At 63.6% G+C, this 20407-nt stretch carries 21 protein-coding genes; 12 read left to right on the top strand and 9 right to left on the bottom strand.

The genetic code is table 11. The annotated features are described in order from the left end of the window. Positions 1 to 537: 537 nt before the first annotated feature. From GNX95_RS30705 to GNX95_RS30690, 4 genes are all read right to left on the bottom strand, one after another. The gene (locus tag GNX95_RS30705) at positions 538 to 1122 is read right to left on the bottom strand and encodes a hypothetical protein (RefSeq protein ID WP_163511173.1); all 585 of its coding nucleotides are present in this window, start codon (positions 1120 to 1122) and stop codon (positions 538 to 540) included. A gap of 356 nt (positions 1123 to 1478) precedes the next feature. Next, positions 1479 to 2021 carry a bifunctional DNA primase/polymerase gene (locus tag GNX95_RS30700; RefSeq protein ID WP_163511172.1) on the bottom strand — a complete coding sequence of 181 codons (543 nt, stop codon included), beginning with the start codon at positions 2019 to 2021 and terminating at the stop codon, positions 1479 to 1481. A gap of 525 nt (positions 2022 to 2546) precedes the next feature. After that, a complete protein-coding gene (locus GNX95_RS30695; RefSeq protein WP_163511171.1) occupies positions 2547 to 2762 on the bottom strand; it encodes a DUF397 domain-containing protein in 216 nt (71 codons plus the stop codon). Further along, positions 2759 to 3607, bottom strand: a complete 849-nt coding sequence (locus tag GNX95_RS30690) for a helix-turn-helix domain-containing protein (protein ID WP_163511170.1) — start codon at positions 3605 to 3607, stop codon at positions 2759 to 2761. Before GNX95_RS30690 ends, GNX95_RS30695 begins: the two co-directional genes overlap by 4 nt. 304 nt (positions 3608 to 3911) lie before the next feature. Between GNX95_RS30690 and GNX95_RS30685 the strand changes: the two genes are divergently transcribed. The 3 genes from GNX95_RS30685 to GNX95_RS30675 are packed head-to-tail and all read left to right on the top strand — an operon-like array spanning position 3912 to position 6564. Then, positions 3912 to 4493, top strand: coding sequence for a hypothetical protein (locus GNX95_RS30685; RefSeq protein ID WP_163511169.1), 582 nt, complete (start codon positions 3912 to 3914; stop codon positions 4491 to 4493). After that, positions 4490 to 5842 carry a helix-turn-helix domain-containing protein gene (locus tag GNX95_RS30680; RefSeq protein WP_163511168.1) on the top strand — a complete coding sequence of 451 codons (1353 nt, stop codon included), beginning with the start codon at positions 4490 to 4492 and terminating at the stop codon, positions 5840 to 5842. The genes GNX95_RS30685 and GNX95_RS30680 overlap by 4 nt, the downstream gene beginning before the upstream one ends. After that, positions 5839 to 6564 (top strand): MBL fold metallo-hydrolase, encoded by a 726-nt coding sequence (locus GNX95_RS30675; RefSeq protein WP_163511167.1) that lies wholly within the window; start codon positions 5839 to 5841, stop codon positions 6562 to 6564. The genes GNX95_RS30680 and GNX95_RS30675 overlap by 4 nt, the downstream gene beginning before the upstream one ends. A 35-nt stretch (positions 6565 to 6599) precedes the next feature. Here GNX95_RS30675 and GNX95_RS30670 read toward each other — a convergent pair whose 3' ends face one another. The 4 genes from GNX95_RS30670 to GNX95_RS43895 all read right to left on the bottom strand — a co-directional run bounded on the left by GNX95_RS30670 (position 6600) and on the right by GNX95_RS43895 (position 9004). Continuing rightward, positions 6600 to 6950 carry a hypothetical protein gene (locus GNX95_RS30670; RefSeq protein WP_163511166.1) on the bottom strand — a complete coding sequence of 117 codons (351 nt, stop codon included), beginning with the start codon at positions 6948 to 6950 and terminating at the stop codon, positions 6600 to 6602. Positions 6951 to 6983: 33 nt separating this feature from the next. Beyond that, positions 6984 to 7373 carry a hypothetical protein gene (locus GNX95_RS30665; RefSeq protein WP_163511165.1) on the bottom strand — a complete coding sequence of 130 codons (390 nt, stop codon included), beginning with the start codon at positions 7371 to 7373 and terminating at the stop codon, positions 6984 to 6986. Between the two features lie 504 nt (positions 7374 to 7877). Continuing rightward, positions 7878 to 8093 (bottom strand): hypothetical protein, encoded by a 216-nt coding sequence (locus tag GNX95_RS30660; protein WP_163511164.1) that lies wholly within the window; start codon positions 8091 to 8093, stop codon positions 7878 to 7880. 776 nt (positions 8094 to 8869) lie between these two features. Continuing rightward, positions 8870 to 9004: a hypothetical protein gene (locus GNX95_RS43895; RefSeq protein WP_281356973.1), complete on the bottom strand. Its 135-nt coding sequence runs from the start codon at positions 9002 to 9004 to the stop codon at positions 8870 to 8872. Positions 9005 to 9057: 53 nt separating this feature from the next. Here GNX95_RS43895 and GNX95_RS30655 point away from each other — a divergent pair, with 53 nt between their 5' ends. From GNX95_RS30655 to GNX95_RS30630, 6 genes are all read left to right on the top strand, one after another. Beyond that, positions 9058 to 9810 (top strand): SAF domain-containing protein, encoded by a 753-nt coding sequence (locus GNX95_RS30655; protein WP_163511163.1) that lies wholly within the window; start codon positions 9058 to 9060, stop codon positions 9808 to 9810. Positions 9811 to 9813: 3 nt separating this feature from the next. Then, positions 9814 to 10689 (top strand): MinD/ParA family ATP-binding protein, encoded by an 876-nt coding sequence (locus GNX95_RS30650; protein WP_163511162.1) that lies wholly within the window; start codon positions 9814 to 9816, stop codon positions 10687 to 10689. Between the two features lie 206 nt (positions 10690 to 10895). After that, the gene (locus GNX95_RS30645; protein WP_163511161.1) at positions 10896 to 12104 is read left to right on the top strand and encodes a TadA family conjugal transfer-associated ATPase; all 1209 of its coding nucleotides are present in this window, start codon (positions 10896 to 10898) and stop codon (positions 12102 to 12104) included. Between the two features lie 6 nt (positions 12105 to 12110). After that, on the top strand, positions 12111 to 13970 hold the full coding sequence (locus GNX95_RS30640) for a type II secretion system F family protein (protein ID WP_343035031.1): 1860 nt from the start codon (positions 12111 to 12113) through the stop codon (positions 13968 to 13970). A gap of 21 nt (positions 13971 to 13991) precedes the next feature. Then, positions 13992 to 14279: a hypothetical protein gene (locus GNX95_RS30635; protein WP_163511159.1), complete on the top strand. Its 288-nt coding sequence runs from the start codon at positions 13992 to 13994 to the stop codon at positions 14277 to 14279. Further along, positions 14276 to 14686 (top strand): TadE/TadG family type IV pilus assembly protein, encoded by a 411-nt coding sequence (locus tag GNX95_RS30630; RefSeq protein ID WP_343035030.1) that lies wholly within the window; start codon positions 14276 to 14278, stop codon positions 14684 to 14686. The genes GNX95_RS30635 and GNX95_RS30630 overlap by 4 nt, the downstream gene beginning before the upstream one ends. A gap of 580 nt (positions 14687 to 15266) precedes the next feature. On the opposite strand, the gene GNX95_RS30625 is transcribed toward GNX95_RS30630, so the two are convergent. Further along, on the bottom strand, positions 15267 to 15467 hold the full coding sequence (locus tag GNX95_RS30625; protein WP_163511157.1) for a hypothetical protein: 201 nt from the start codon (positions 15465 to 15467) through the stop codon (positions 15267 to 15269). Positions 15468 to 15619: 152 nt separating this feature from the next. Between GNX95_RS30625 and GNX95_RS30620 the strand changes: the two genes are divergently transcribed. The 3 genes from GNX95_RS30620 (at position 15620) to GNX95_RS30610 (ending at position 20306) form a co-directional block, all read left to right on the top strand. Further along, positions 15620 to 18337 carry an AfsR/SARP family transcriptional regulator gene (locus tag GNX95_RS30620; protein WP_163511156.1) on the top strand — a complete coding sequence of 906 codons (2718 nt, stop codon included), beginning with the start codon at positions 15620 to 15622 and terminating at the stop codon, positions 18335 to 18337. A 718-nt stretch (positions 18338 to 19055) separates the two neighbouring features. Further along, positions 19056 to 19844 (top strand): C40 family peptidase, encoded by a 789-nt coding sequence (locus GNX95_RS30615; protein WP_163511155.1) that lies wholly within the window; start codon positions 19056 to 19058, stop codon positions 19842 to 19844. Positions 19845 to 20030: 186 nt separating this feature from the next. Further along, positions 20031 to 20306 carry a hypothetical protein gene (locus GNX95_RS30610; RefSeq protein ID WP_163511154.1) on the top strand — a complete coding sequence of 92 codons (276 nt, stop codon included), beginning with the start codon at positions 20031 to 20033 and terminating at the stop codon, positions 20304 to 20306. The last annotated feature ends 101 nt before the right edge of the window (positions 20307 to 20407 follow it).

Below are 20407 nucleotides of genomic sequence, written 5' to 3'. Positions count from 1 at the left end.
TGCGTTCAACAGCCGTAAGTCTCTTACCAGCTCGCTGTGAAATCCAGTGGCATGCTGGATGAGCTGGCAGGCGTGTTCGTACCGGATGTCGGCGACCCGCAGCCGTTCGGAAATCAGCTTCAAATCCGACCGTACGCAATCATGTGTAGTCCAGATCGCCGCAGCTGATCGGACGATCAAAGCGACGGCCGCAGCGGCAAACACCGTTGGTCCACATTGAAAACCGACGGCCGCTCCGAGAACTACGGCGGCGACAGCGTCGCTCAGCCACCCGGAGAGTGCGTACGGTCGTCGGCGTACGACGCTCTGATAGTAGGCGCTGACGTGTAAAACCAGCAGACCACCCGCAATCGCAGGCGTTGACCATGACGCGAGGTCGACGACGTTGCCACACGTTATCTCTGCCGCGTAAAGGGCTGCGAGAAACGCCAACAGGTATGCAGCAGATGCAGCGCACAGAAGCAACCGTCGACGCGGTGATCGTGGTACTCCGTACATCATTTCACCTCCGTGCGGTGTCGCAACGCGAATTCGCGGTCAGACTGCCGTTCCGGGCAGCCAGTGGTACGTGTCCTGGAGATACGCGCATCGTGTCGAAACCATGGCTGGGATCGCCGAGGCCACCGCCGCAGTCGTCCGCTCGAACCGATTGCCCGTCAGTCCCTGATCGCGGGCGTGATGGGTCAGGGCCTCCGCGAGATTGCGACTCGTACCGCTTGTTGACCAGATCGTGTAGACATGCCAATCCGTGATCAGGCCCGGCAGTCCCGCGCGTCCAATGACGAAGCTGTCGAGGTCGTCGGGACGATTGCCCTGCCCGTCCGCGGCGGGAAACATCTGGTACCTGCGCAGAAACTCCCACGGCTGGTCTGGCCGCAGCTCCGCGAGCAGACCTGACGCCAGCAGCCGGTCGACCTCCCGAAACGGTCGATGTGCCCCGATAGTACGGCGTACCAACGCAGCCAAGTGCTCCCGCGTGAATGTGAGAGCTGCGTGCCGATCGGGATCGTAAAAGGCCGCCAGCCACGTCATGTAGGCCGAGTGGTCGAGTCGATACAAACGACTCGCGTTGACCCGAACCTCGCCGTACGACGGTCCAGACAACCGTCGCGGCGTCCACATCGCGCCAAGATCGAACCCGATCGGCAGGACGATAGAGGGCGGCCAAGGTAGTGGTCGGCCCGGACGGCCGCTCATGCCGGTAACGACGATTTGTCACGCTCCTGCCCCGCTTTTCACGTAGACGACGCGAAGACGGTTGTCACACCAAGCGAGAGCGATCATGACGTGTTGCCGAGGATTGATGTCAGACTCGACCGACTCGCGTTGGTGACGAGGCTGGTATTCCCTTGGCGGTCGACACTGCGGAAGAGCGTTCCGCCGTCTTCGGCGCGCCACAGCCCGGATGCCGAGATCGGACGTGCCCAGCTCCTCGATTTGTGCTGGCACGCTTAACCGGTCGTCGACGATCGGCTCGGTCATGACGAACCATCCGACGCAGATTCGTCAAGAAGTGCATCGATGACTGCCGCGCTGTCCGCCGGAACCCACGCAGACTCGCCGGGGTGCAGATGCCAATACAATGAACCGGCGGTTGTCCGCGTCGGAGGCGCCAACACAATCACGCCTTCGCAATGAACACGGACGTCGGCTTTACACAAGGCTTCTCGTCTGTTGTTCAGAGCGTCGTGAACGCCCACCATGAACAGCCAGCGATCCTTGACGCCAGCGATGACCGGGACATGTCGGCCTGATACGGCATGTGTTTGTGCAACGCGCCCAGCGGGAACATCGAGAAATGCGAATTGCTCACCCGTCACCAGTCCGATGCCGTACGTCTCGCTGCGCCACCACGAGGTGACGACTCGCGGGTCTGTCGACGGATCTGAGAAAACCGGTACCCAGTTGGCAAACGGATGATCGGCAGCGTCGCCGCCGTCATTGCGCATCGCCGCGACCGGCCAGCCGCGACTCGCGTACTCGGCTGCGCGCATCTGTAGTGCGGCACGGTAGCTGATCACTGACCACTCCTACGTTCGACGGCTGCGCGATTCGACGTCTGGGCCTGCAGCCAGTGCGACGACGTTGTCAGGACTGGCTGCAGGTCATCAGCGCGATGGAGATCCGCATACCGCCGAACGGCGTACGGGAGGGGCCTTGTCGTCACTCCCGGGCCTCCTGTGCGGTAGCGCGGGGTTCCAACCGCCCCGACCGTTTCGACTCCACCCCATGGCGGTGCATGTCGGAGGTGGTGACAGGAAGCATTGACAATTCGTTGACAATGCGCCGGGCACATCGAGCAGGTGAGGAGCTATGAGGACTCGGAACGCTGGCGATCAGGTTTGTCGCCGAGGAAGGAAATGGCTCAGAGCCGCCCTGGCTAAGACGGACATCGCGCGGTCGCCGCACTTGAATCGGAATCGAGCATGGCCGGTGGCCATCCTTGGTGTTCAGGTGAACCGCCAGAACCCGTCAATGCCTACTGCGTACCTCGCGTCTCGCGGGAACTACGAGCGATCGTCGATACGCTAGGCGGCCTCGGCCGACTATCGGATCGTTCTGACCCCAGCGACGAAGGTCCGCCACTCGGCCGGAGCGAAAACCAGGACCGGTGACGCCTCGCCGAGTTTGCTGTCGCGGACGAGTGTGCGTCCGGCCAGGGTGTCGCTGATCTGGACGCACGAGCTGCTTCCGTTGCCGTTGCTGCGGGAGCTCTTACGCCAGCTGATCCCGCTCGTGGTCGCTGGCCGCGGGCCGATCATGTTGCCATCTCCTCTATCAGTGCGCGGCTGTCTGCCCGGCTGAGCGCGACGGCGCGCATGTGGTCGAACGCCACGCTGTACCTGTCCACTTCATTCTTGTGGTGCAGGTACGAGTTCCGCGTCAGCCCGTCAACCGTGACAACGCTGGGTGCGTCCACGAAGTCAAGGATAACGAAGCCGGTGTCCATCCCAATGTACGCGCCAGCCCGGAACGGAACGACCTGCAGACGTACGCGCTTCTGCTTCGCCAGGTGCAACAGATGCCGGTTTTGTGCCGCCATGACCGCGTCGCCGCCGATGTTGCAGCGCAATGCGCCCTCGCCGAGGATCGCCCAGATCTCCGGAGTGTGGTCAGCGCTCAGGAGCTCCTGGCGTGTCATCCGGGTCTGGACCCACCGCTCGATCGTCTCCGGGTCGTCGTCGATCCGGTAAGCGGTGATCAAGGCCCGTGCATATTCCTCAGTCTGGAACAGGCCGGGCACCAGAACGGGATCGTGCATCCGCAGCACGCTCGCCGCCGCCTCGAGGCCGAGGAAGTTCGTGAACTGCCTGGGGAGCAGATCGGTGAACTGGTAGTACGAATCATCGGACCCGCGAGAGCCTTGCGTCAGCCTGATGAGATGGGCGCGCTCCGAGTCGTCGGTGACCTCGTACAGGTCGAGCAAGTCGCGCACGTCACGAGCCGTGGCTTCGCTCTTGCCACCCTCGATGCGCGAAGGCTTCGAGGTCGACCAGCCGAAATGCTGCGCGACGTCTGCGAGCGTCAGGTTCGCCGCTTCGCGGTGAGCTCGAAGGGCGGTTCCAAGCTGCCGACGTTCCAGTGGTGTCATCTTGCTTCGCGCCATGGGAGCAGTCTGGCAGGTGCCCGTGCCATCGCACGTTGAGTTAAGCACGGTGCGCATGCTCCGTTCAAACGCACGGTGCAATTGCACGGTGCCTACGTCATGTGCAATCATGCACGTGTGTGATCACGCAGTGTGGTTGCGCGGGATCGTTTGGTCTCGCCAGGTCGTACGCGGCAGTTTGCGGGCCAGGCACAGATGTCCCGGCGTGGCGGCCTCAGATCCCCCATCGTCGATGCCGTGCCGGGGCGGCAGATCACCTTGCGGCCACGTGAGCTGGACGTCAGCATTTGAAAGGGAGAGCGCGATGTCGACGCGAGTCCCGACAGCACCGTCCGACCAGCCAAGTGTCTTCTATTTGTGGCGTACAGCCGATGTCAGCGGTGTCTCCGGGTGCGGGCTCGTCGCATGGGGCGTGAAGTGGCCGAACGGTCGGGCGACCACTCAGTGGAACGGTGAGAGTAGCGGAATTTGGCAAACCAGCGACTGGGACAGTGCTGCGGATGTTCTCGCCATACACGGCCACAGCGGTGCCACTCAGCTTTTCTACCTGGAAAATCAAGAACTTTGCTCACCGGGCCCTCTTGTCGTGAACTCAACGCTCATCGCCGTCGAGGATTTTGCTGCTACGCCGACTAAAGCAAGGCGGCGGGCTGATGATTCTGCAGAAGAAGCGACTGTTGCGGTTCGTACGGCCGACTGGGACGAGATTGATCTCTCGTTGGTCCGAGGCTTGACTGCCGCGGCATACCGTGCGAACACGACAAACCGGATCGAGGACTACGCTGAGATTGTTCGTCTCGTGCTCGCAAGGGTGAAATTCAACGGCAAATCCCTGAGTGAATTCGAGGCGATCATCCGAGGGCAGCGGGGAGGTTGGTCCTGGTGAAGGACTCGAAAGTCGTTGCCGACGCGCGCTACGAGTTGGGGCGCATGCTCTTCGAGTACCGCCAGCGGGCTGGCCTCAGACAGAAGGATCTCGCGCCAACTACCCACTACGGCCGATCCACCGTTGCCATGGTCGAGACTGGACGTCAAGCCGTAACTCGCGACTTCTGGGAAAGCGTCGACCGGCGCGTTGAGGCCCGTGGTGAACTTCTGCGAGCCTTCGACGACCTTGAAGCATTGATCGGCACTGAGAGACCTGGTGCGGCCTCCCAACGTGCTCCGGAGGGTGCCTCTCCAACGCATAGCCGAGCTGTCGGGTCGGTCGAAGACGTCATCGACGTCGTCGCGAAGGAGTCGACTCAGCTTGGCCGTCTTGCTGACAGTACGAACATCAGCGAGGCGCGGATTGACGAGCTTGAGGAGGCTCTTCACCGGAGTGCCAACGACCTGCTCGCCGGACCGCTTGTCCCGGTCATGCATGAGATCAAATGGATACGAGACGAAGCCTTTCACGCTCTTGAAGGGCGCCAGCATCCACGTCAGAGTCGCCAGCTGTACGCGATCGCTGGGCGATCGTGTGGCTTGCTGGCGACCATAGCCGCTGACCGCCTTCGCCGCCCGATCGCCGCCGCTCGCCATGCACACGCCGCGGCCATTGCGGCGAATCTAGCTGAAGAGCCCGCGCTCATCGCGTGGATCGGGTCCATTCGAAGTAGTGCCGCCTTCTGGCAGGGCAGATTCAAGACAGCGGCTGCGATCGCCGCGCGTGCCCGCGAAGCGGCACCAGTCGGACTTGAGTCTGCCCGGCTGGCAACGCTGGAAGCTCGGGCTTGGGCCAAAATTGGCGATGCCCGAGCAATGAAGAATGCACTCAACCATGCTGCGGCGGCACGGAGCTATCCAGGGGTTGCCGTGGGGGAGGGAGTGATGGCTTTCCCAATCTCCAATCAGATTCGGATCGCCGGAACGGCGTACCTCTGGATCGGGGACCCGGATCGCGCGCGGACCACGCTGTCCGAGTCTCTGGACCGACAGGCGGCGGAATTCAACTCGATATGGCATTCGGCGACCACCCGCATGGATCTCGCAACAGCATACCTATGCATCGAAAGCCTTGACGCCGCTGCCGCGACATTGCAACCATTGTTGACGGAAGCGTCTAACGGGCACTATCTCGGTGGTGCCGTGCGGCGTGGTGCTGTCATCCTGGAGAAGTTGCGCGGTGGGCGCCTCGTGAAGTCGGTGCAGGCACGCCAGCTTACAGAGGAAGTAACTTCCTTCTTGAGTGCACACAAGAACGGCTGGCAAACGACCGAGAAGCAGCTCACCGCAACTGGGAGCAGGCGATGACCACTACTTTACGCGTCCTCGGCAACAACACGCCCTTCCCGGCGCCAGGCCGTCCGGGATCTGGATACCTGCTTACCACGCCACACACGAAAATGCTCATTGATCTCGGATACGCGGTCTGGCCTGAACTCCTTCGTTATGCCCATCCTAACGATCTTGATGCTGTGTGGATTTCCCATCTTCATCCGGATCATTGCGCTGATCTCTTCGCCGCCTATCAATGGGCAGGCAACGTCGACGATGCCCGCCGGGTCACGATCTACGGCCCCGCCGGGTGGGTGGACCGGATTGGCGCAGCCTTGCCGTACGACGACGGGCCGGACCGAATCCGCCGGGTACTCGACACCCGCGAGCACTCGGAGAGCGGGTACGACGTTGGGGACCTCCACGTCACGGCCGTACCAGTCCAGCATTCTGTGCCGACCCACGGCCTCCGCGTCACCAGCGACAGCGGGTCTCTGGCGTATTCCGCTGATTCGGGAGCCTGCCCAGCGCTCAATGAGCTCGCCAACGGCGTCGAAGTCTTCCTATGCGAGGCCGGCGCAAGCGAGCAGCAACCATTTCACTGCACACCCGAGGAAGCCGTGGCGGCAGGACTCCACGCCCAGCGCCTGGTGCTTACCCACCTATCACCGGCTCTCACGCCGGATGAGGCATCGCAGCGCGCCGGCGGCGCGACGGTCGCGCAGCCAGGCATGGTCTTCGACTGCACGGCGTCCTGAGCGCGGGTGCGCACCGCTCGCCGGCTGAATGTACCTCAGCTTTGCGTAACGGCGACATGGTTAATGTTCGGCGCTGGCTTCCCGTATTCGGTTGCCGGGACTTGGGTCTCAAGCGCAAGGTCGTCTGGTGTTGGTAGACCGGACTGCCGCAGTACGGTTGTCGATACGCCCTTCGTGGCAGACTCGTACTTCCTTGTATACGCGTCCTTGGCCTTGTTGAACTGATTTCGCGCTGCTTCAACAGCGGCTAGAGCGTCACCCGCGTCCTGGATCAGGTTGAGCTGACCTTGGATCTCCTTGGCCGCGCGCCTGGCGTATTCGTTCCGCTGGACCGCAGACCTTCGCGGCGCCTGCTTGGCGCCAACTCGTTGCGTCGTCGAGACCATTTCGCGCTCCTCACCCGTCTGCTATTAGGCCGTTCAGTTCATGTCTTCCGGTCTCACGTTGAACTCGGTGTGGTTGGACAGCCATCCAAGAGCGTCGCTCATGGGGCCGCGATAGAAGTCTTCGCCCAGTGGTGTGAGCCAGTAGAACGCGGCTCTCGGACTGCTCTGTAAACGATGTCCGACGAGCCCTTCCTTGCGCAGTTCTCGGAGGGTGTCTGTGCACACTCGCTCGCAGAATTGGCGGCCGAAGCGCGCACTGAGATCTGCGGTCAACTCCGTTCGCCCTTGCGGTGGCCTGTCATGAAGGAAGTCGAGGATTTCGCCGGCCCATTTGCGCTGCAGAATGGCGCCGATTCTCTGAACACCAAAATTTTCCATTATCTGCCCCCGCAGAATGAAGCGATAGATGAGTAGACGATACATCGGGATCGGTGTTCGCGTGGCCCATCTTTTCATCAGAGGGCGATTTGAACCTGGCCATGACGCCAACCAGAGGGAACACATTAAAATCGTAGAGTAATTGCCGACTACTCTACGTGGTTCTTGGGTCGCTGTAGAGGATGTCTTAACACGCTGTTTTTGCAGCTTATTGGCACGATGATGATCATGCACGTGCACATGCAATTGCATTCGCCGGTGCATTCTTCGGTCTTTCCTCGCGAAAACTCGTTGGGAGGCACGCCTCCGGAGGATTGACTCCTTGTCCCATCCCGCGTACGCAGTGTAGGCAGGTAGGTCAAGTCTGGCGCAACAGGGCGGAGCGGACGTGAGGACAACGAAGGTCATCATCCGGGCGGCTACGCTGGCGGCTGCAGTGGGAGCGCTCGCGGGGTGCGCTTCAACGCGACCGCCGGCTACGCCGCCGTCAGCGTCGGCACTGCCGACCGAAACGCCCCGGCAGGCCGCCGAGCGGCAGGCGCTCGCTGCCTACCGCGGAATGTGGACGGCGGTGAAGAGGGCCGGGCTTACGTCAAACTCTGCGGATCCAGACCTTGCTGCATACGCGTCGTCGAACGCCCTCAGCACGATCACGAAGAAGCTGGCGGCCGACCGGAGCGCCGGTCTCGTAACCAAAGGTGAGATCGGGATCCAGCCGAAGGTGAGCTCGGCCTCGCCGCCGGTGGCGCCGACGACGGTCAACATCCTCGACTGCGCCGATGACTCTCGCTGGCTCCGTTATCGGAAAGACAACGGTGCACCTGCAGATACACCAGGTGGCAAGCACCGTGTGACGGCGATCGTCGAACAGGTCGGTGGATGGCGGGTGACCTCATTCGCCCTGGACGATAAGCCAGGAACATGTTGATCCGGCGAGTCGCCGTACTCGTCGTGTTAACCGTCGGACTCAATGTGATCCTGGTCAACGGCGCGTACGCGGGCGGTTTTGGCGGGCTCGGCTGCGACAAAAGCAGAGCACCGAATTGCCACGTGAAGGCCGGTACTCGCGACGGCCATGAGGGAAGTCGTGGTGGGTCTGGACACGGTGGACCTGCCGCGCCAGTAGGTAGGGATGCCGTCGTCTGTGTACCTAGCTCGACCGGTGGCCCACCCGAGTGCATGGCAAACGTTCCCGGACAAGGCGGGACCGGGACCCCGGTGCCACCTGCCGTTGTGGCCGCGCAGCTTGGCGCGCAGGCGACCGCGGATCTGCGTTTGCCGTCGCCGGTGATCGTGATGAATCCGCCGACAACCTCGGACCAGCTCGTACGCGTGCCGACGTGGATGTGGATGTCGAACGGTTCGTGGACACCGCAGGCCGCGACCGCGAGCGTGCCGGGCTTTTCTGTGACGGCGACGGCCGTGCCACAGGTGGCGCGCTGGCGCACGGGTGATGGGAAGACCGTGACCTGCCGCGGGCCTGGCACACCGTGGCGGGCGGGGACCGATCCGCGCCGACCGTCACCGACCTGCGGGCACACCTATTTGCGGCCCGCGAAGAACGTCGCCGCCTCCGCGACGGTGTCCTGGCGGGTGACCTGGCGCAGCGCCGACGGATCGCTTTCTGGCGTCGGACCTCCGTTGACGACGACAGCTTCGGTACGGCTGAGCGTCATCGAAGCCCCAGCCTTGAACAACTAGCAAAGAGCAATGAAGAGGGGGACGGGGAATGACGGTACGAGAGCGCGATTCGTACACGTCGCCGGCGTCGACGCCTTCCATAAACGGCAAAGGCGACGGTCTCCCGTTGGCGTGGCGGCGGCGAGTGCCGTGGTTGCTGACGGGGCTTCTCGCGATGACGTTGGGGATCGCCGGAGTGCTGACCGTGGTGTCGGCGAGTAATGAGCGGCGCGCCGTGTGGGCGGCGGTTCGCGATCTTCCTGCCGGCCACGTGCTGGCGGTGTCGGATGTACGAGTCATCCAGGTGGGCGCTGACGCCGACGTCCCGCTGATTCCTGCCAGCCACCGTACGGGGGTTATCGGAGCACGCTTGGCGACCGCGATTCAAGCCGGTGCGCCGCTGACCACACGGCAGCTGGGTGCGCCGGCGTGGCCACCCGCGTCCAAAGGTGTCGTGGGAGTCGCCGTGGACGCCGGCGAATATCCACCACGGATTCAACCCGGTGATCACGTCGCGGTCCTGTTGGATCCCATCGATCAACAGACCGCTGGCGCCGTCGATCCGGACCCTTCGGCAAGCACGTCGAGGCCGGACGCATCGACTCTCGGCGTGCGTGAGCGCGTGGACGCAACAGTCGTTGGCGTGACGCCGACCGATCTCGTGGGAGGTACACAAGCTTCTGCGAACACTGATCGTGCCGGTCGAGTCGTCGTCACACTCCAAACATCCGAGCGCGGTGCCGCGATGATCGCATCGGCGCCGGGCGCACGGCTGATCGCTGTCTCTGGCGACGGTGGGTGAGCCGTGGCTCTCATCTTGGTCGGATCAGTCGCCGGTGCCCCAGGCGCGACGACCGCATCGCTCGCGTTGGCGGCGGTGTGGCCGGCGCCGCAACCTGTGATGGTCGTCGAAGCCGATTGCAGCGGCGGCGACCTTGTATCGCGCCTGGATCTCGACCCACGTCACGGAATGCCGTCGCTAGCTGCGCAGTGTCGCCATGCACCCACGAGAATCGACCTGGCCCCGCACCTTCAATCCGTACGCGTGGCCGACCGTCGGATCGATGTGCTTGCGTCGGCGGTTGGTGCCGTAGAGGCGACAGCGTCGATCGGTCCCTCGCTCGCCGGTGGTCTGTTGGCGACTCCCATGGACGCTACGGTCGTCGCGGACGTCGGCCGGCTGCAACTGCGGGAAGAGGCAGGAGCTGCGTGGCCGTTGCTGGCGACAGCTGATCAGGTGTTGCTGACGTCGTCTGGCCGTCCTGACGCCCTGGCGCATCTGGCCGCGATGCTTCGTGCTGTAGCGAAAATGGCCGGTGAGCGGCTGCGCTTGTTGGTCGTCGAGGACGGACCGTACGACGCGGACGAGATCAGTAGCGCCCTGAGCTGGCCAATGGTGGCGATGATTCCGTACGACGTCCACGCGACCGGGTTGTTGCGTCGGAACGGGCCGTCCGCTTTCGTACGTACGCGGCTTGGCCGGGTGCTTGGGCGGCTGGCTCAGACCATGACGGCAACCTCGACACCTGTCCACGGACCCGCCGAGGCAAAACCGTCGTTGCCCACGCAGCCGGTACCAGTCATCGGCCGGCAATACGATGCCCGCACGACTCCCACCCCGGCGATCGTGGCCGCCACATCAATGTCAGAATCCGCGCCGTTGATGTGGCGGACACGATGACCGGGCCGAAGCCACTGCCGCCGCAGCTCCAGACGTACCTTCAGCGGCTACCGGCCAACGGAAGCGGGAGTAACGGGCACGCCGTGGCAAACGGTCGGGTTGCGACCGCGGTGCCGATATCCGTCGCAGCACCTCCAGACGCGGTGGCGCGGATTCGTACGTGGGTCTCGGAACGAATCAGCGAACGCGCTGACGCCGGCGCGCCGATGAGCAGTGTCACGCGGCAGAACTTGGTGACCGAGCTGCTGCGCGATGCCTGTGATGTGGAAGCGCGCCACGCGATCAATGACGGTCAGTCGCCGATGACCCCGGCGGAGGAGGCCGCCGCGTGCACCGCGGTCCGGGATCGATTGTGTGGGCTGGGCGGATTCGAGCAGCACATGGCGAATCCCCGAGTGGAAGACATTTACGCCAACGGGTTCGACAACGTGTGGCTGCGATTCACCGACGGCACGACCGCCCAAGCACCTCCGGTCGCCGACAGTGACGAGGATCTGATCACGTTGATCCGAGACGCTGCGGCTCGGGCGGGGCGAGATGGTGGTGAAGAGCGGCGGTGGGATCCGTCCGCGCCGCAGTTGCGGCTGCAGCTTCCTGGTGGTCAGCGGTTGCAGGCGATCGCGTGGGTTGCCCGCCGCCCATCGGTGGCCATTCGGTGTTTTCGGGCTCTCAACTGCACGTTGGACGAACTACACGCCTGGGACACGATTGACGCACGCCTGCATTCGCTGCTGACTGCCGCCGTACGGGCTAAGCGCAACATCCTGATTTCCGGCGGCCAGGGTGCGGGGAAGACAACGATGCTTCGAGCGCTGCTTTCCTTGGTACCTCCGGGAGAGCGGTTGGGCAGCGTCGAGGACGTCTTCGAAATCGACGTGGATTTGACCGGCACGCACCGGAATTCACTCGCGTTCCAGGCCCGGGATCCGACGGTCGAAGGAGTCGGAGAAGTCGACGTTGCGACATTGACTCAATGGGGGCTGCGGATGCGGATCGATCGCCTCATCGTCGGGGAGGTTCGCGGCTTGGAGGTCGTCGCGATGCTGCTGGCAATGTCACAAGGTTGGGACGGTTCCATTGGAACTATCCATGCCCGCACTAGCGAGGATGCCCTCGTACGCCTCATCGCGTACGCGTACAACCGAGACGAGCGCACTATAGCCATGCTCGCCTCCGCCGCCGCCCCGCTGGTCGTGCACATTGCGTTCCGCCGGGACCGTCCCGGTCAGCGCGTGGTGTCCTCGGTCCGAGAAGTCACCGGCGTCGACGAGACCGGCCGTCGGATCCAGTCCACCGAATTGTTCGCGCCGAGCGCGGATCGCCGAGCGTTGCCGGCGTACCCGCCGTCGCCGCAGCTCCTCGACGAGCTCGTCGACGCGGGCTTGGATGCCCGCCTGGTCGGCTGGGGCGGGTGACCACCGATGGGCGGCGTATCTGTGGGGTCCGTTGGCGGCTGGCTTCTGGCCGTCAGCGCCGGCGTGGCAATCGGGATTGGTGTGCTGCTCCTTTGCGGTGCGTCGAGATGGTCATCTGCGGCGGCGCGAGGTACGCCACGCCGCGCTGAGCAGAGCGAGCGCCGACCAACTGGGATCCTGACGCCTCGGGTAGCGGTGCCAATGCTGGCCGGTGCTGGCGCCTGGACGCTCACCGGTTGGCCGGTCGCTCTGGTGTTGGCGGCACTCGGAGTGTGGTGGTGGCCGGCGCTGATCGGGAGTACGCGCGAGCACCAGCGGCGGGTGGCCAGATCGGACGCGATCGCCGTTTGGACTGGCCACTTGGTGGCCTCGGTGCGAGCGGTATCCGGATTGCAGCAGGCGCTGGTGCGGTCCGCGGCGCTGGCGCCGGATGCGATCGCGCCGATGATCAACCGGCTGGCGACCCGCCTGCAGGGAGGCCAGGACACCCGGGAAGCACTACGAAAGTGCCAGGCCGAGCTGAATGATGGCACCGGCGACCTGGTGTGCATCGCGTTGAGCATGGCGGCTCGACGGTCCGACGGACTGGCCGATTGCCTAGATGAGATCCGACGAGTCGCCCGCGACGACGCACAACTGCAGCGCGACGCCTATGCCGAACGAGCCGCGTCACGGACCGCCGTTCGTATCGTGTTGGGTTGCTCAGCCGCCATGGTCGCGATGATCTTCCTTCTCTTCTCGGATTATCTGGCGGTGTATCGGACACTGCCGGGGCAGATGGCGCTTGCGGTGATCGGCGCCGGGTACGCCGGTTGCCTGTGGTGGATGCGTCGTGCCGGTGAGATCCCGGAGCAGCCACGAATTCTTGTCGACGCACCGCCGGCAGCGGCGTCACGGACTACGACGAACGTCCTACCGGCCGCCAGCAGTGTGTGGAGTTCGGCGGCGTTACCAGGCATCGTTCCGGTCGTAGCCGCGCTCGGAATCGACATGGCGCCACCGATCCAGTCTCTTCCACTGCTGTTGATCTGCGGCGTGTTGATCGGTGGTGGGTTTGCGCTGGTCGTACGCGGCGCATCGCGATATCGTCGCCCACTGGTCGAGCTCATCGCCGCCTCGACCGCAACGCTGCGGCCGCCCCGTCCATGGAACGACGAGGAGGCACCGCTGGCTCGGACAGTAGCGTGGATCGGCGTACTTCGGCCTGCGGTCCGCGCCGATCTTCGGTTGCTCAACCGATCCTTGTCCGCTCACCTGGGCAGGTGCGCGTTCGCGGCCGTAGGCGGATGTGTGGCGGGGACGGCGCTCAGCATCGTCGGCGGCGCTCCGTTACTCGTCGCAGTCGTGGGCGCGGTCGCTGGAGCGGCTGGTGGCGTGTGGTGGATTGGGCATGCGCTGGCTACCGACGCAGCGGCCCGTCGCGACCGTATTGTGCACGCGCTGTCGGTGTGGCTGGACTTGGTCGCGATGGCCACCCGCGGCGCTGCGGGGATCGACCAAGCAATCGTCCAAGCCACAGAACATATCTGCGGCGAGGGCGCCGACCAGATCCGCGACGGTCTTGTAGCCGCTCGAAACAGCGGCGTACCGCACTATCGCGGGTTGCAACGCCTAGCGACGCACTGCCAGGTCGCGGAAATTCGGGATGTCGCGGCCGTACTGGAACTCGGCACGACCGATGGCACCCGGGTCCGACCGGCCCTGCGCGATCTCGCCGAGACACTTCGGGCGACCCGCCGCGCCGCCGTACGAGCACAGATGTCCGCCGCCACCGAACGGATCTGGGTGCCAGCATCGCTCACGATCACCTGGCTCATCGGGCTCGCCATCTTTCCAGCGGTGATGCAGCTAAGCGGCGTCTCCTAACACGAAAAGAAAGTACGCAACATGAAATCGACAACGGGCAAGGGACTGATGGCATCGTCACGACGCATTGTCACCGCGATCCGGCGCGCAGTGACGACCGTGACGGCGACGGCTGCGACACGGATGCGGCATATCGCCGCGGCCTGGACGTTGCTGATCCGCAGCCGAGAATCTGAGGCCGGTGACGCGTCCCAGACAGCGGTCATTACCGTCCTGGGTATTGGAATCGCACTGGCCGTGATGGTTGCGATTAAGGTCTGGGTCACCGGAAATCTGCAGTTCCCATCCATGGGTGGGAGCGACCAATGACGGGGGAGCGGCCCGTTCACCGCAGGGGCGATGGCGGGTCGATTTCAGCTCAGGCCGCGGTCATTGTTCCCGTGCTGCTGCTGGTCATCGTCGGCTTCCTGGACCTCGGTCTTTACCAGCGAGGGCAACAAATCGTCTCGGTCGTCGCCGATCACGCTCTGTCTGCGGCGCGGTTGTTCGGCGGCACGACCGCGAACGGCGTGGAGGCGGGAGTCTCTGCGGCGCAGCAGATCGGCGGCAGTTCGCTCTACGACTTGAACATCCAGATCACAAGCAACGCCTCGACCGTACGCGTCCGTGTGACCGCGAAAATCGTGGCGCTACTGCCCAGCCAGCTGGCGACCGTCGAAGCCCACCAGACCGGTCCACGCGAACGCTATGTACCAGTTGCGCAGGTTGGACCCTGATGGCCGCCAAACGAAGACATCGACAGCGTCGCAGACACGGCCGCGGCGAGGAAGGATCCGCGGCCGCCGAGGCAGCTGTGCTCATGCTCGCACTTGTTGTCTTACTTGGCGTTTTCCTCGCGATCGGCCGAACCGGACTCGCCCAACGCGTTGTCGAGACCAGCGCGCGGGCTGCCGCGCGTGCCGCCACGGCGGTCCGTACACCCACGGCAGCGGTGGTCGAGGCCAACCGGGCTGTGTCTGAGAATCTCATGCCGTATGGGCATCTTTGTGCCAGCAGGGACGTACGTGTCGACCTCGGTGCGTTCCAACCCGGAGGGATGGTCACCGTTCAGGTACGGTGCACAATCGCGCTCGCCGACCTCAGCCTCCCCGGTGTTCCTGGCCATGCCGAATTCAGCGCGGTTGGAATGAGTGGAATCGATGTCTACCGAGCGAGCTCATGAACAGACCCGAGGATCTCGAACGACACGACTGCGGTCCATCGACTGCTGGCCGTAGACGGCTGCCAGTAAGCATCAGTGTCTTCCGTCGTGATGAAGGGCAGGTAAGCCCAATGATCGCAGTTCTCATGGCGGCGCTAATTCTGTTCGGGGCTTTCCTTCGTCAATCGTCCGTCACGATCAGCACGATGGATCACGCCCTTGGAGTCGCAGAGACCGTAGCTCGAATTGGTGCGCAGCAGGTGGATCTCAACAGCTTGCGCGGCGGTGCCCGTACCTTGGCTCTCGACCCGCGAGCCGCTGAGAATGCTGCCAATAAACTCCTTGCGCGCCTCCACCTCCGGGGGACAGCACAAGCTACGCCCGTCAAGATCACAGTCACTATCATCGTGACGACCCACACGTTCCTCCGATTCACCGGCCCGTCAGGACAATCCCTTGCCGCCACGGCGTCGGCTCGTCCTATCCGAGGTCTCCTCGGAGGAGTGCCATGACGGCCTGGCGGTTTGCAGCGAGGATGCTGCGCGCGGCACTGGCTGTCGCGGTGCTGCTCGGGTTGGTTGTCCTTCCGCCGACTCTCTTGCTCGCGTACGTACCACTGCCGCCGCCAGATCACCCGATCACTTGGGACGACATCCTCACCTGGAGCAGTTATCTGTCCACGGCCGATCTGATCGGCCGCGGCGCCACCTGCCTCGGTTGGATCAGCTGGTTCATGTTGTCGATCTATCTGATCGTGCACGCGATCGGGGACGCGATCGCTCACATTCGCGCACTCCGTAACGGAAATCGCTACCAGACACCCCACGGGATCATCCGAGCATCAATCTCAACACTCGTCGGACTTGTTATTGCGGCCGCGGTGTCTCGCGGGGCATTCGCGGCTGCGTACTCCGACAACACCCGGACGGGTGCCTATTCAACCGCCGTTGCACAGCCTCAGCCGGAAGAAACGGACGTCGTAACCGGATACGGCTCGCCGTTGACGGCCGGCCACTGGTACCAGGTCAAGAAAGGCGACACACTCTCCGCGATTGCCGATAAGACATATGGTGCCGAGAAGGAATGGCCGCGCATTTGGCATGCCAACCGTGGCCGCCACGAACCCGAAGGCGTGGTTTTCACCAACCCGAACCATATCCGGCCACTTTGGCGCTTGTGGCTGCCGCGTACCCAGTCCACGAATCCTCACCGAGTACAACCTCGATCTCCGCAGCCGTCTCACACACCCGCCAGGCCAATGCAGCCTACCGAGAAGAACTCCCCGAGGCCGGCCACCCGGGAATTGACGTCCGCGACACCGTCCCCACTACCGGGCGGCGACTCCGTTGAGGGACACCTGAACCTGCCCGACGGAGGCTGGCTCGTCTTCGGTGCGGCTGCGGTTATCGGCGCCGCGTTGATCATGGCCATCCGGCGGCGCCGCCGCTTCCTGCATTACCGGGAACTGGACCATGCCGCCGAACCGGCAGACGAGCTCACATCGACACTGACTCGGATCCCGCCGACGTCGCTACGGTGGCGTGCACCGAGTGAGCGCACCGCATCAGAAACAGCTCCCATCCACGGACCGTTGCTGCCGATCGCCGTCAACACAGCTGGCGAAACTGTTTATCTCGACCAGACGGCCATGCCTCTACGGCTGACCGGCGAGGGCGCGTACGCGGTAGTGCGCGCGATCATCGCCACGGTCGGCGCTGCTGGCCGGCCCAGTGGACCCGGCGGCGTGCAGCTGCTGACCGATTCAAAGCTCCTGTCCGAACTACTTGTACCGCACGCTCCACCGTGGTCCTCGAACATGACCGATATTCGAGTCGGGAACGCCGAGTTCCGGCTTGCCGTCGACGCTGACAAACTGTTGGACCTCCTCGAAGATGCGGTCATCGCCCGTCGCCGTCTCAGCCTCGACCGTGATCCGCGTACGCCGGCGCCGGGGCCCCTGGTCGTCGTGCTCGCCAGCTCTGCCGCCGCGAGCCGGCGGCTGACTGCGATGCTGGCTGAATCCGGTCGCCACCGGCTCGCGATCCACGCTGTCATCCTCGACGACCATCATCGAGAACATGGATGTGTGGTCGACTCGACCGGCCGTGTTTCACCCGGGCCGGCCGGACCGATCTCGCTCGCGAACGCGCGCGCGAGTACGCTGCCCGCCGCGCACCTCGCCCAGATTCTCGCCCGACTTGAGGCCGGCTCCGGAACTGCGGCGCAAGGCGTCGAGATGCGTAGTAGACAGGCAACGACGCCACCAGGGCTGCCGTCAAAACAAATGCAGAGTCAGAAGATCGTCGAACCCACGAGCGACCCACACGAGACTAGCGACTCGCTAGATGCGTCGGCAGGCGCACAATCCGTGTGTGGACCGACACAATCCGAGAATAGTTGGGATGTCGCACAGCACGCACACCAAAAGCAGCCGAGACTGGCGCTTAGCGTGCTGGGGCGGTTCGAGTTGCACGACCCAGATGGTGAGCAAGTGCCTCCACCTGGGGGCAAGGGTACTGAGCTCCTGGTCGTTCTGGCGCTGCACCGCGAAGGTGTTCCATTGGGGGAGCTAACCGCCACCCTCTGGCCAGAGTATACGCGCGAACGAGGCCGCAATGCTCTGTCGACCGTTCTCGCCCGCGTGCGTCGACAGCTGCGCGTACTGGGAATCGATGATGACGCCGTCGGTCTGAACCCAATCGCGTACGAGGGGGGCCGCTATTCACTCGATCCGCGTGTTTGGGCGGTAGACCTGTGGAAATTGCGCGATCTCGTCGACCGGCTTGGCTGTAATCCCCATGATACCTACGGCGCACGCAGCGCCCTCCGCTTGTACCGCGGCCACCTCGACGCCGCAGGAGCGCCAGCAGACTGGATCTGCATCCACGACGACAAAATCACCGCTCTGCTCGCCCGTACCCTTGGCTCACTGGCCGAACACCATCTCGACGCCAGTGGCGACCGCGACCTGGCAGCCGCCATCGCCGCTCACCTTGTAGATCTCAATCCTGACAACGAATCTCTTTACATGCTCTGGATGCGCACCGAAGCCGGTCACCCCACCGCGATCCGAGCGATCCGGGATCTCGCCACCAGGCGGCTTGCCGATCTCAGTGTCCTCCCCTCGACGGACCTGCTCAACCTCGCCGACGAACTCGCCGGCATGCCCCAGAACCTGCATCTAAGAGACCAAATCTTGCCAGCCGCAGCTGAAGCAACATCATGATCGCCATGTGTCTCGGGAGCGCCAATACCCCGGGCCATCAAAGTCGACCTACTACGGCTGGCCGCGTCCATCCCGGTGCAGAGGCTCGGTGGTCAGCGGGCGTGTAGCCCTTTCCGTGTAGCTCGAGCATGCAGCATCGCGGAACCGGACGGCTCGTGTCGACGAACACGCCGTTGCGCACCGGGAGGCGCCGACCCGGCGCCGGCTTCCGGTACGGCGATATCAACACGGCCGCAACAAGCATTCGAGGCGCACCCTCTCAGAATTGAGCGATTCGCCGACTTGATCTCGACCTCCTGCATGCCAACCGTAAGTCGTCAATCGCCATCCCTTGCGCAATGCAAGCGCCAGTCCGATGCGCCTCTGTCAAACCAGGTCGTACGAAGACACTGGTGGGGTAGGCCGCCTATAGGCGTGCTCATTCAGGATCGGCGGCAACCAGATCGACTCGCGCCTTCGCTACAGCAGCATAAGCCGAAATCGCGGGCGACGTTGCGGGTTTCCGGACGTCAACGGCTTCGCCATGCGACGGCTCCCTTTCGATTCCACACTGGAGTTAGCTTTGCCGAGGATTGCGATTTTCATTGTTGCCCCACTCCTTCCTGTATTTTTGATCGCCGCGATGATTTCCGGACGCCTAGGAATGGGTGGTGAAGCTGCGTTGGCATGTACACCGACACGACCAGCGGAGCTGAGTAGGAGTGGGATTACTGAGGAGATGTTCGGGAACGCGGCGACGATCGTTCGGGTGGGGCAGCAGATGCGGGTTCCCCAGCGCGGGTGGGTGATCGCGGTGGCGACAGCCATGCAGGAGTCAAGCCTGATCAATACTCCCGATGGCGATCGGGACTCGGTTGGATTGTTTCAGCAGCGTCCGTCGCAAGGGTGGGGCTCGGCTGAGCAGCTGCACGATCCCGTGTATGCGTCCCAGCAGTTTTATAAGGCTTTGCTGAAGGTTCCTGGGTGGGAGCAGCTGCCGCTAACGGTGGCTGCGCAACGCGTCGAACGCAGCGCCTACCCGGACGCGTACGCGAAGCACGAGGCGGTCGCCGCGCGAATCGTGACTGCGATCGCGACGGCCATTTGCACCGCTGCCGGGCCGTTCGGACAGCGCGTCGTCGAGTTCGCGTCGCGATGGATCGGCAAAGCGGGCTACAACTGGGGCGCCGGCGACTTCCACGGTCCGACGGGCGGGAACTTCGACTGCTCGGGGCTTACGCTATACGCAGTATATCAAGCCAGCGGTGGGCGGATCCGTTTGCCGCACGGGGCCAGTCGTCAGATCTCGTACGGCACCACGGTGTCCCGTGTACAGGCTGCAGCTGGCGACCTGATTTTCTTCCACGATCGTGGCGATCAGTCATCGTACTACCACCATGTCGGCGTATACCTCGGCCAAGGAATGATGATCCATGCCCCCGACTATGGCCAACTGGTCCAGAAGTCTCGAGTATTCGGTGTGAAGTATTGGGAATCGCAAGACATCCGGTTCGTCCGCTACGGCTGATGAGTGTAGGTTCCCATCGTATCTGACGCTTGTCTCATCGATCTGTCGTCTAAATGTCACCTGCGACAGATTGATGAGACGGTACGGCGTGTCGAGGCTGCAGTGCAATGCGTGCTGCTTGGACCTTTCGGTATCGCGTCGGGCGTTCTTCGGCGGGTGGCGGGTAGCCGCGCGGACGATGTCACGGTGGACACGTTGCTCAACAACCCGTACTCCGCGGACTCGCCGACAAATATAAGACAGACCCACGATGTTGCCAGTGACCGGTCGATTGGGCGTTTAATGGGCATGCACTACGCGGCGCGGGGGCGGCGATCGGGTTTTGAGGAGTTCGAGGTGCCAGCGGACATGAAAAAATGGCTCTGGCGCAAAGTCCGTGATGAATCTCGTGCTCGGTACGTTTTGAAAGAGTTGGCGGACTTTGGCGTATTTGGCCACAGTCTGATGGCATTCTTGGTATAGCTGGCAGGCAGTCAACCCACTCCGTGCGGCGCGCACCACGCCGCAGTGGCCATGGGCGGACAGTTGTCCTCGATCCCGGCCCGCACCCCCGCTCGTCAATG

Origin of the sequence: Fodinicola acaciae, assembly GCF_010993745.1 — a bacterium.
GTDB classification, from domain to species: domain Bacteria; phylum Actinomycetota; class Actinomycetes; order Mycobacteriales; family HKI-0501; genus Fodinicola; species Fodinicola acaciae.
The sequence above is the reverse complement of the archived record's forward strand: the minus strand, read 5'-3'. Positions and strand labels throughout refer to the sequence as shown.

Bases quoted from the DNA above. Each gene is read 5' to 3' on its own strand.
- GNX95_RS43895 (WP_281356973.1), bottom strand. From the start codon at position 9,004: ATGACGCTCAGCCGTACCGAAGCTGTCGTCGTCAACGGAGGTCCGACG.
- GNX95_RS30655 (WP_163511163.1), top strand. From the start codon at position 9,058: ATGACGGTACGAGAGCGCGATTCGTACACGTCGCCGGCGTCGACGCCT.
- GNX95_RS30675 (WP_163511167.1), top strand. From the start codon at position 5,839: ATGACCACTACTTTACGCGTCCTCGGCAACAACACGCCCTTCCCGGCG.
- GNX95_RS30660 (WP_163511164.1), bottom strand. From the start codon at position 8,093: ATGTTGACCGTCGTCGGCGCCACCGGCGGCGAGGCCGAGCTCACCTTC.
- GNX95_RS30615 (WP_163511155.1), top strand. From the start codon at position 19,056: ATGTTCGGGAACGCGGCGACGATCGTTCGGGTGGGGCAGCAGATGCGG.
- GNX95_RS30645 (WP_163511161.1), top strand. From the start codon at position 10,896: ATGAGCAGTGTCACGCGGCAGAACTTGGTGACCGAGCTGCTGCGCGAT.
- GNX95_RS30640 (WP_343035031.1), top strand. From the start codon at position 12,111: ATGGGCGGCGTATCTGTGGGGTCCGTTGGCGGCTGGCTTCTGGCCGTC.
- GNX95_RS30635 (WP_163511159.1), top strand. From the start codon at position 13,992: ATGAAATCGACAACGGGCAAGGGACTGATGGCATCGTCACGACGCATT.
- GNX95_RS30620 (WP_163511156.1), top strand. From the start codon at position 15,620: ATGACGGCCTGGCGGTTTGCAGCGAGGATGCTGCGCGCGGCACTGGCT.
- GNX95_RS30685 (WP_163511169.1), top strand. From the start codon at position 3,912: ATGTCGACGCGAGTCCCGACAGCACCGTCCGACCAGCCAAGTGTCTTC.
- GNX95_RS30690 (WP_163511170.1), bottom strand. From the start codon at position 3,607: ATGGCGCGAAGCAAGATGACACCACTGGAACGTCGGCAGCTTGGAACC.
- GNX95_RS30670 (WP_163511166.1), bottom strand. From the start codon at position 6,950: ATGGTCTCGACGACGCAACGAGTTGGCGCCAAGCAGGCGCCGCGAAGG.
- GNX95_RS30630 (WP_343035030.1), top strand. From the start codon at position 14,276: ATGACGGGGGAGCGGCCCGTTCACCGCAGGGGCGATGGCGGGTCGATT.
- GNX95_RS30695 (WP_163511171.1), bottom strand. From the start codon at position 2,762: ATGATCGGCCCGCGGCCAGCGACCACGAGCGGGATCAGCTGGCGTAAG.
- GNX95_RS30705 (WP_163511173.1), bottom strand. From the start codon at position 1,122: ATGTGGACGCCGCGACGGTTGTCTGGACCGTCGTACGGCGAGGTTCGG.
- GNX95_RS30665 (WP_163511165.1), bottom strand. From the start codon at position 7,373: ATGTATCGTCTACTCATCTATCGCTTCATTCTGCGGGGGCAGATAATG.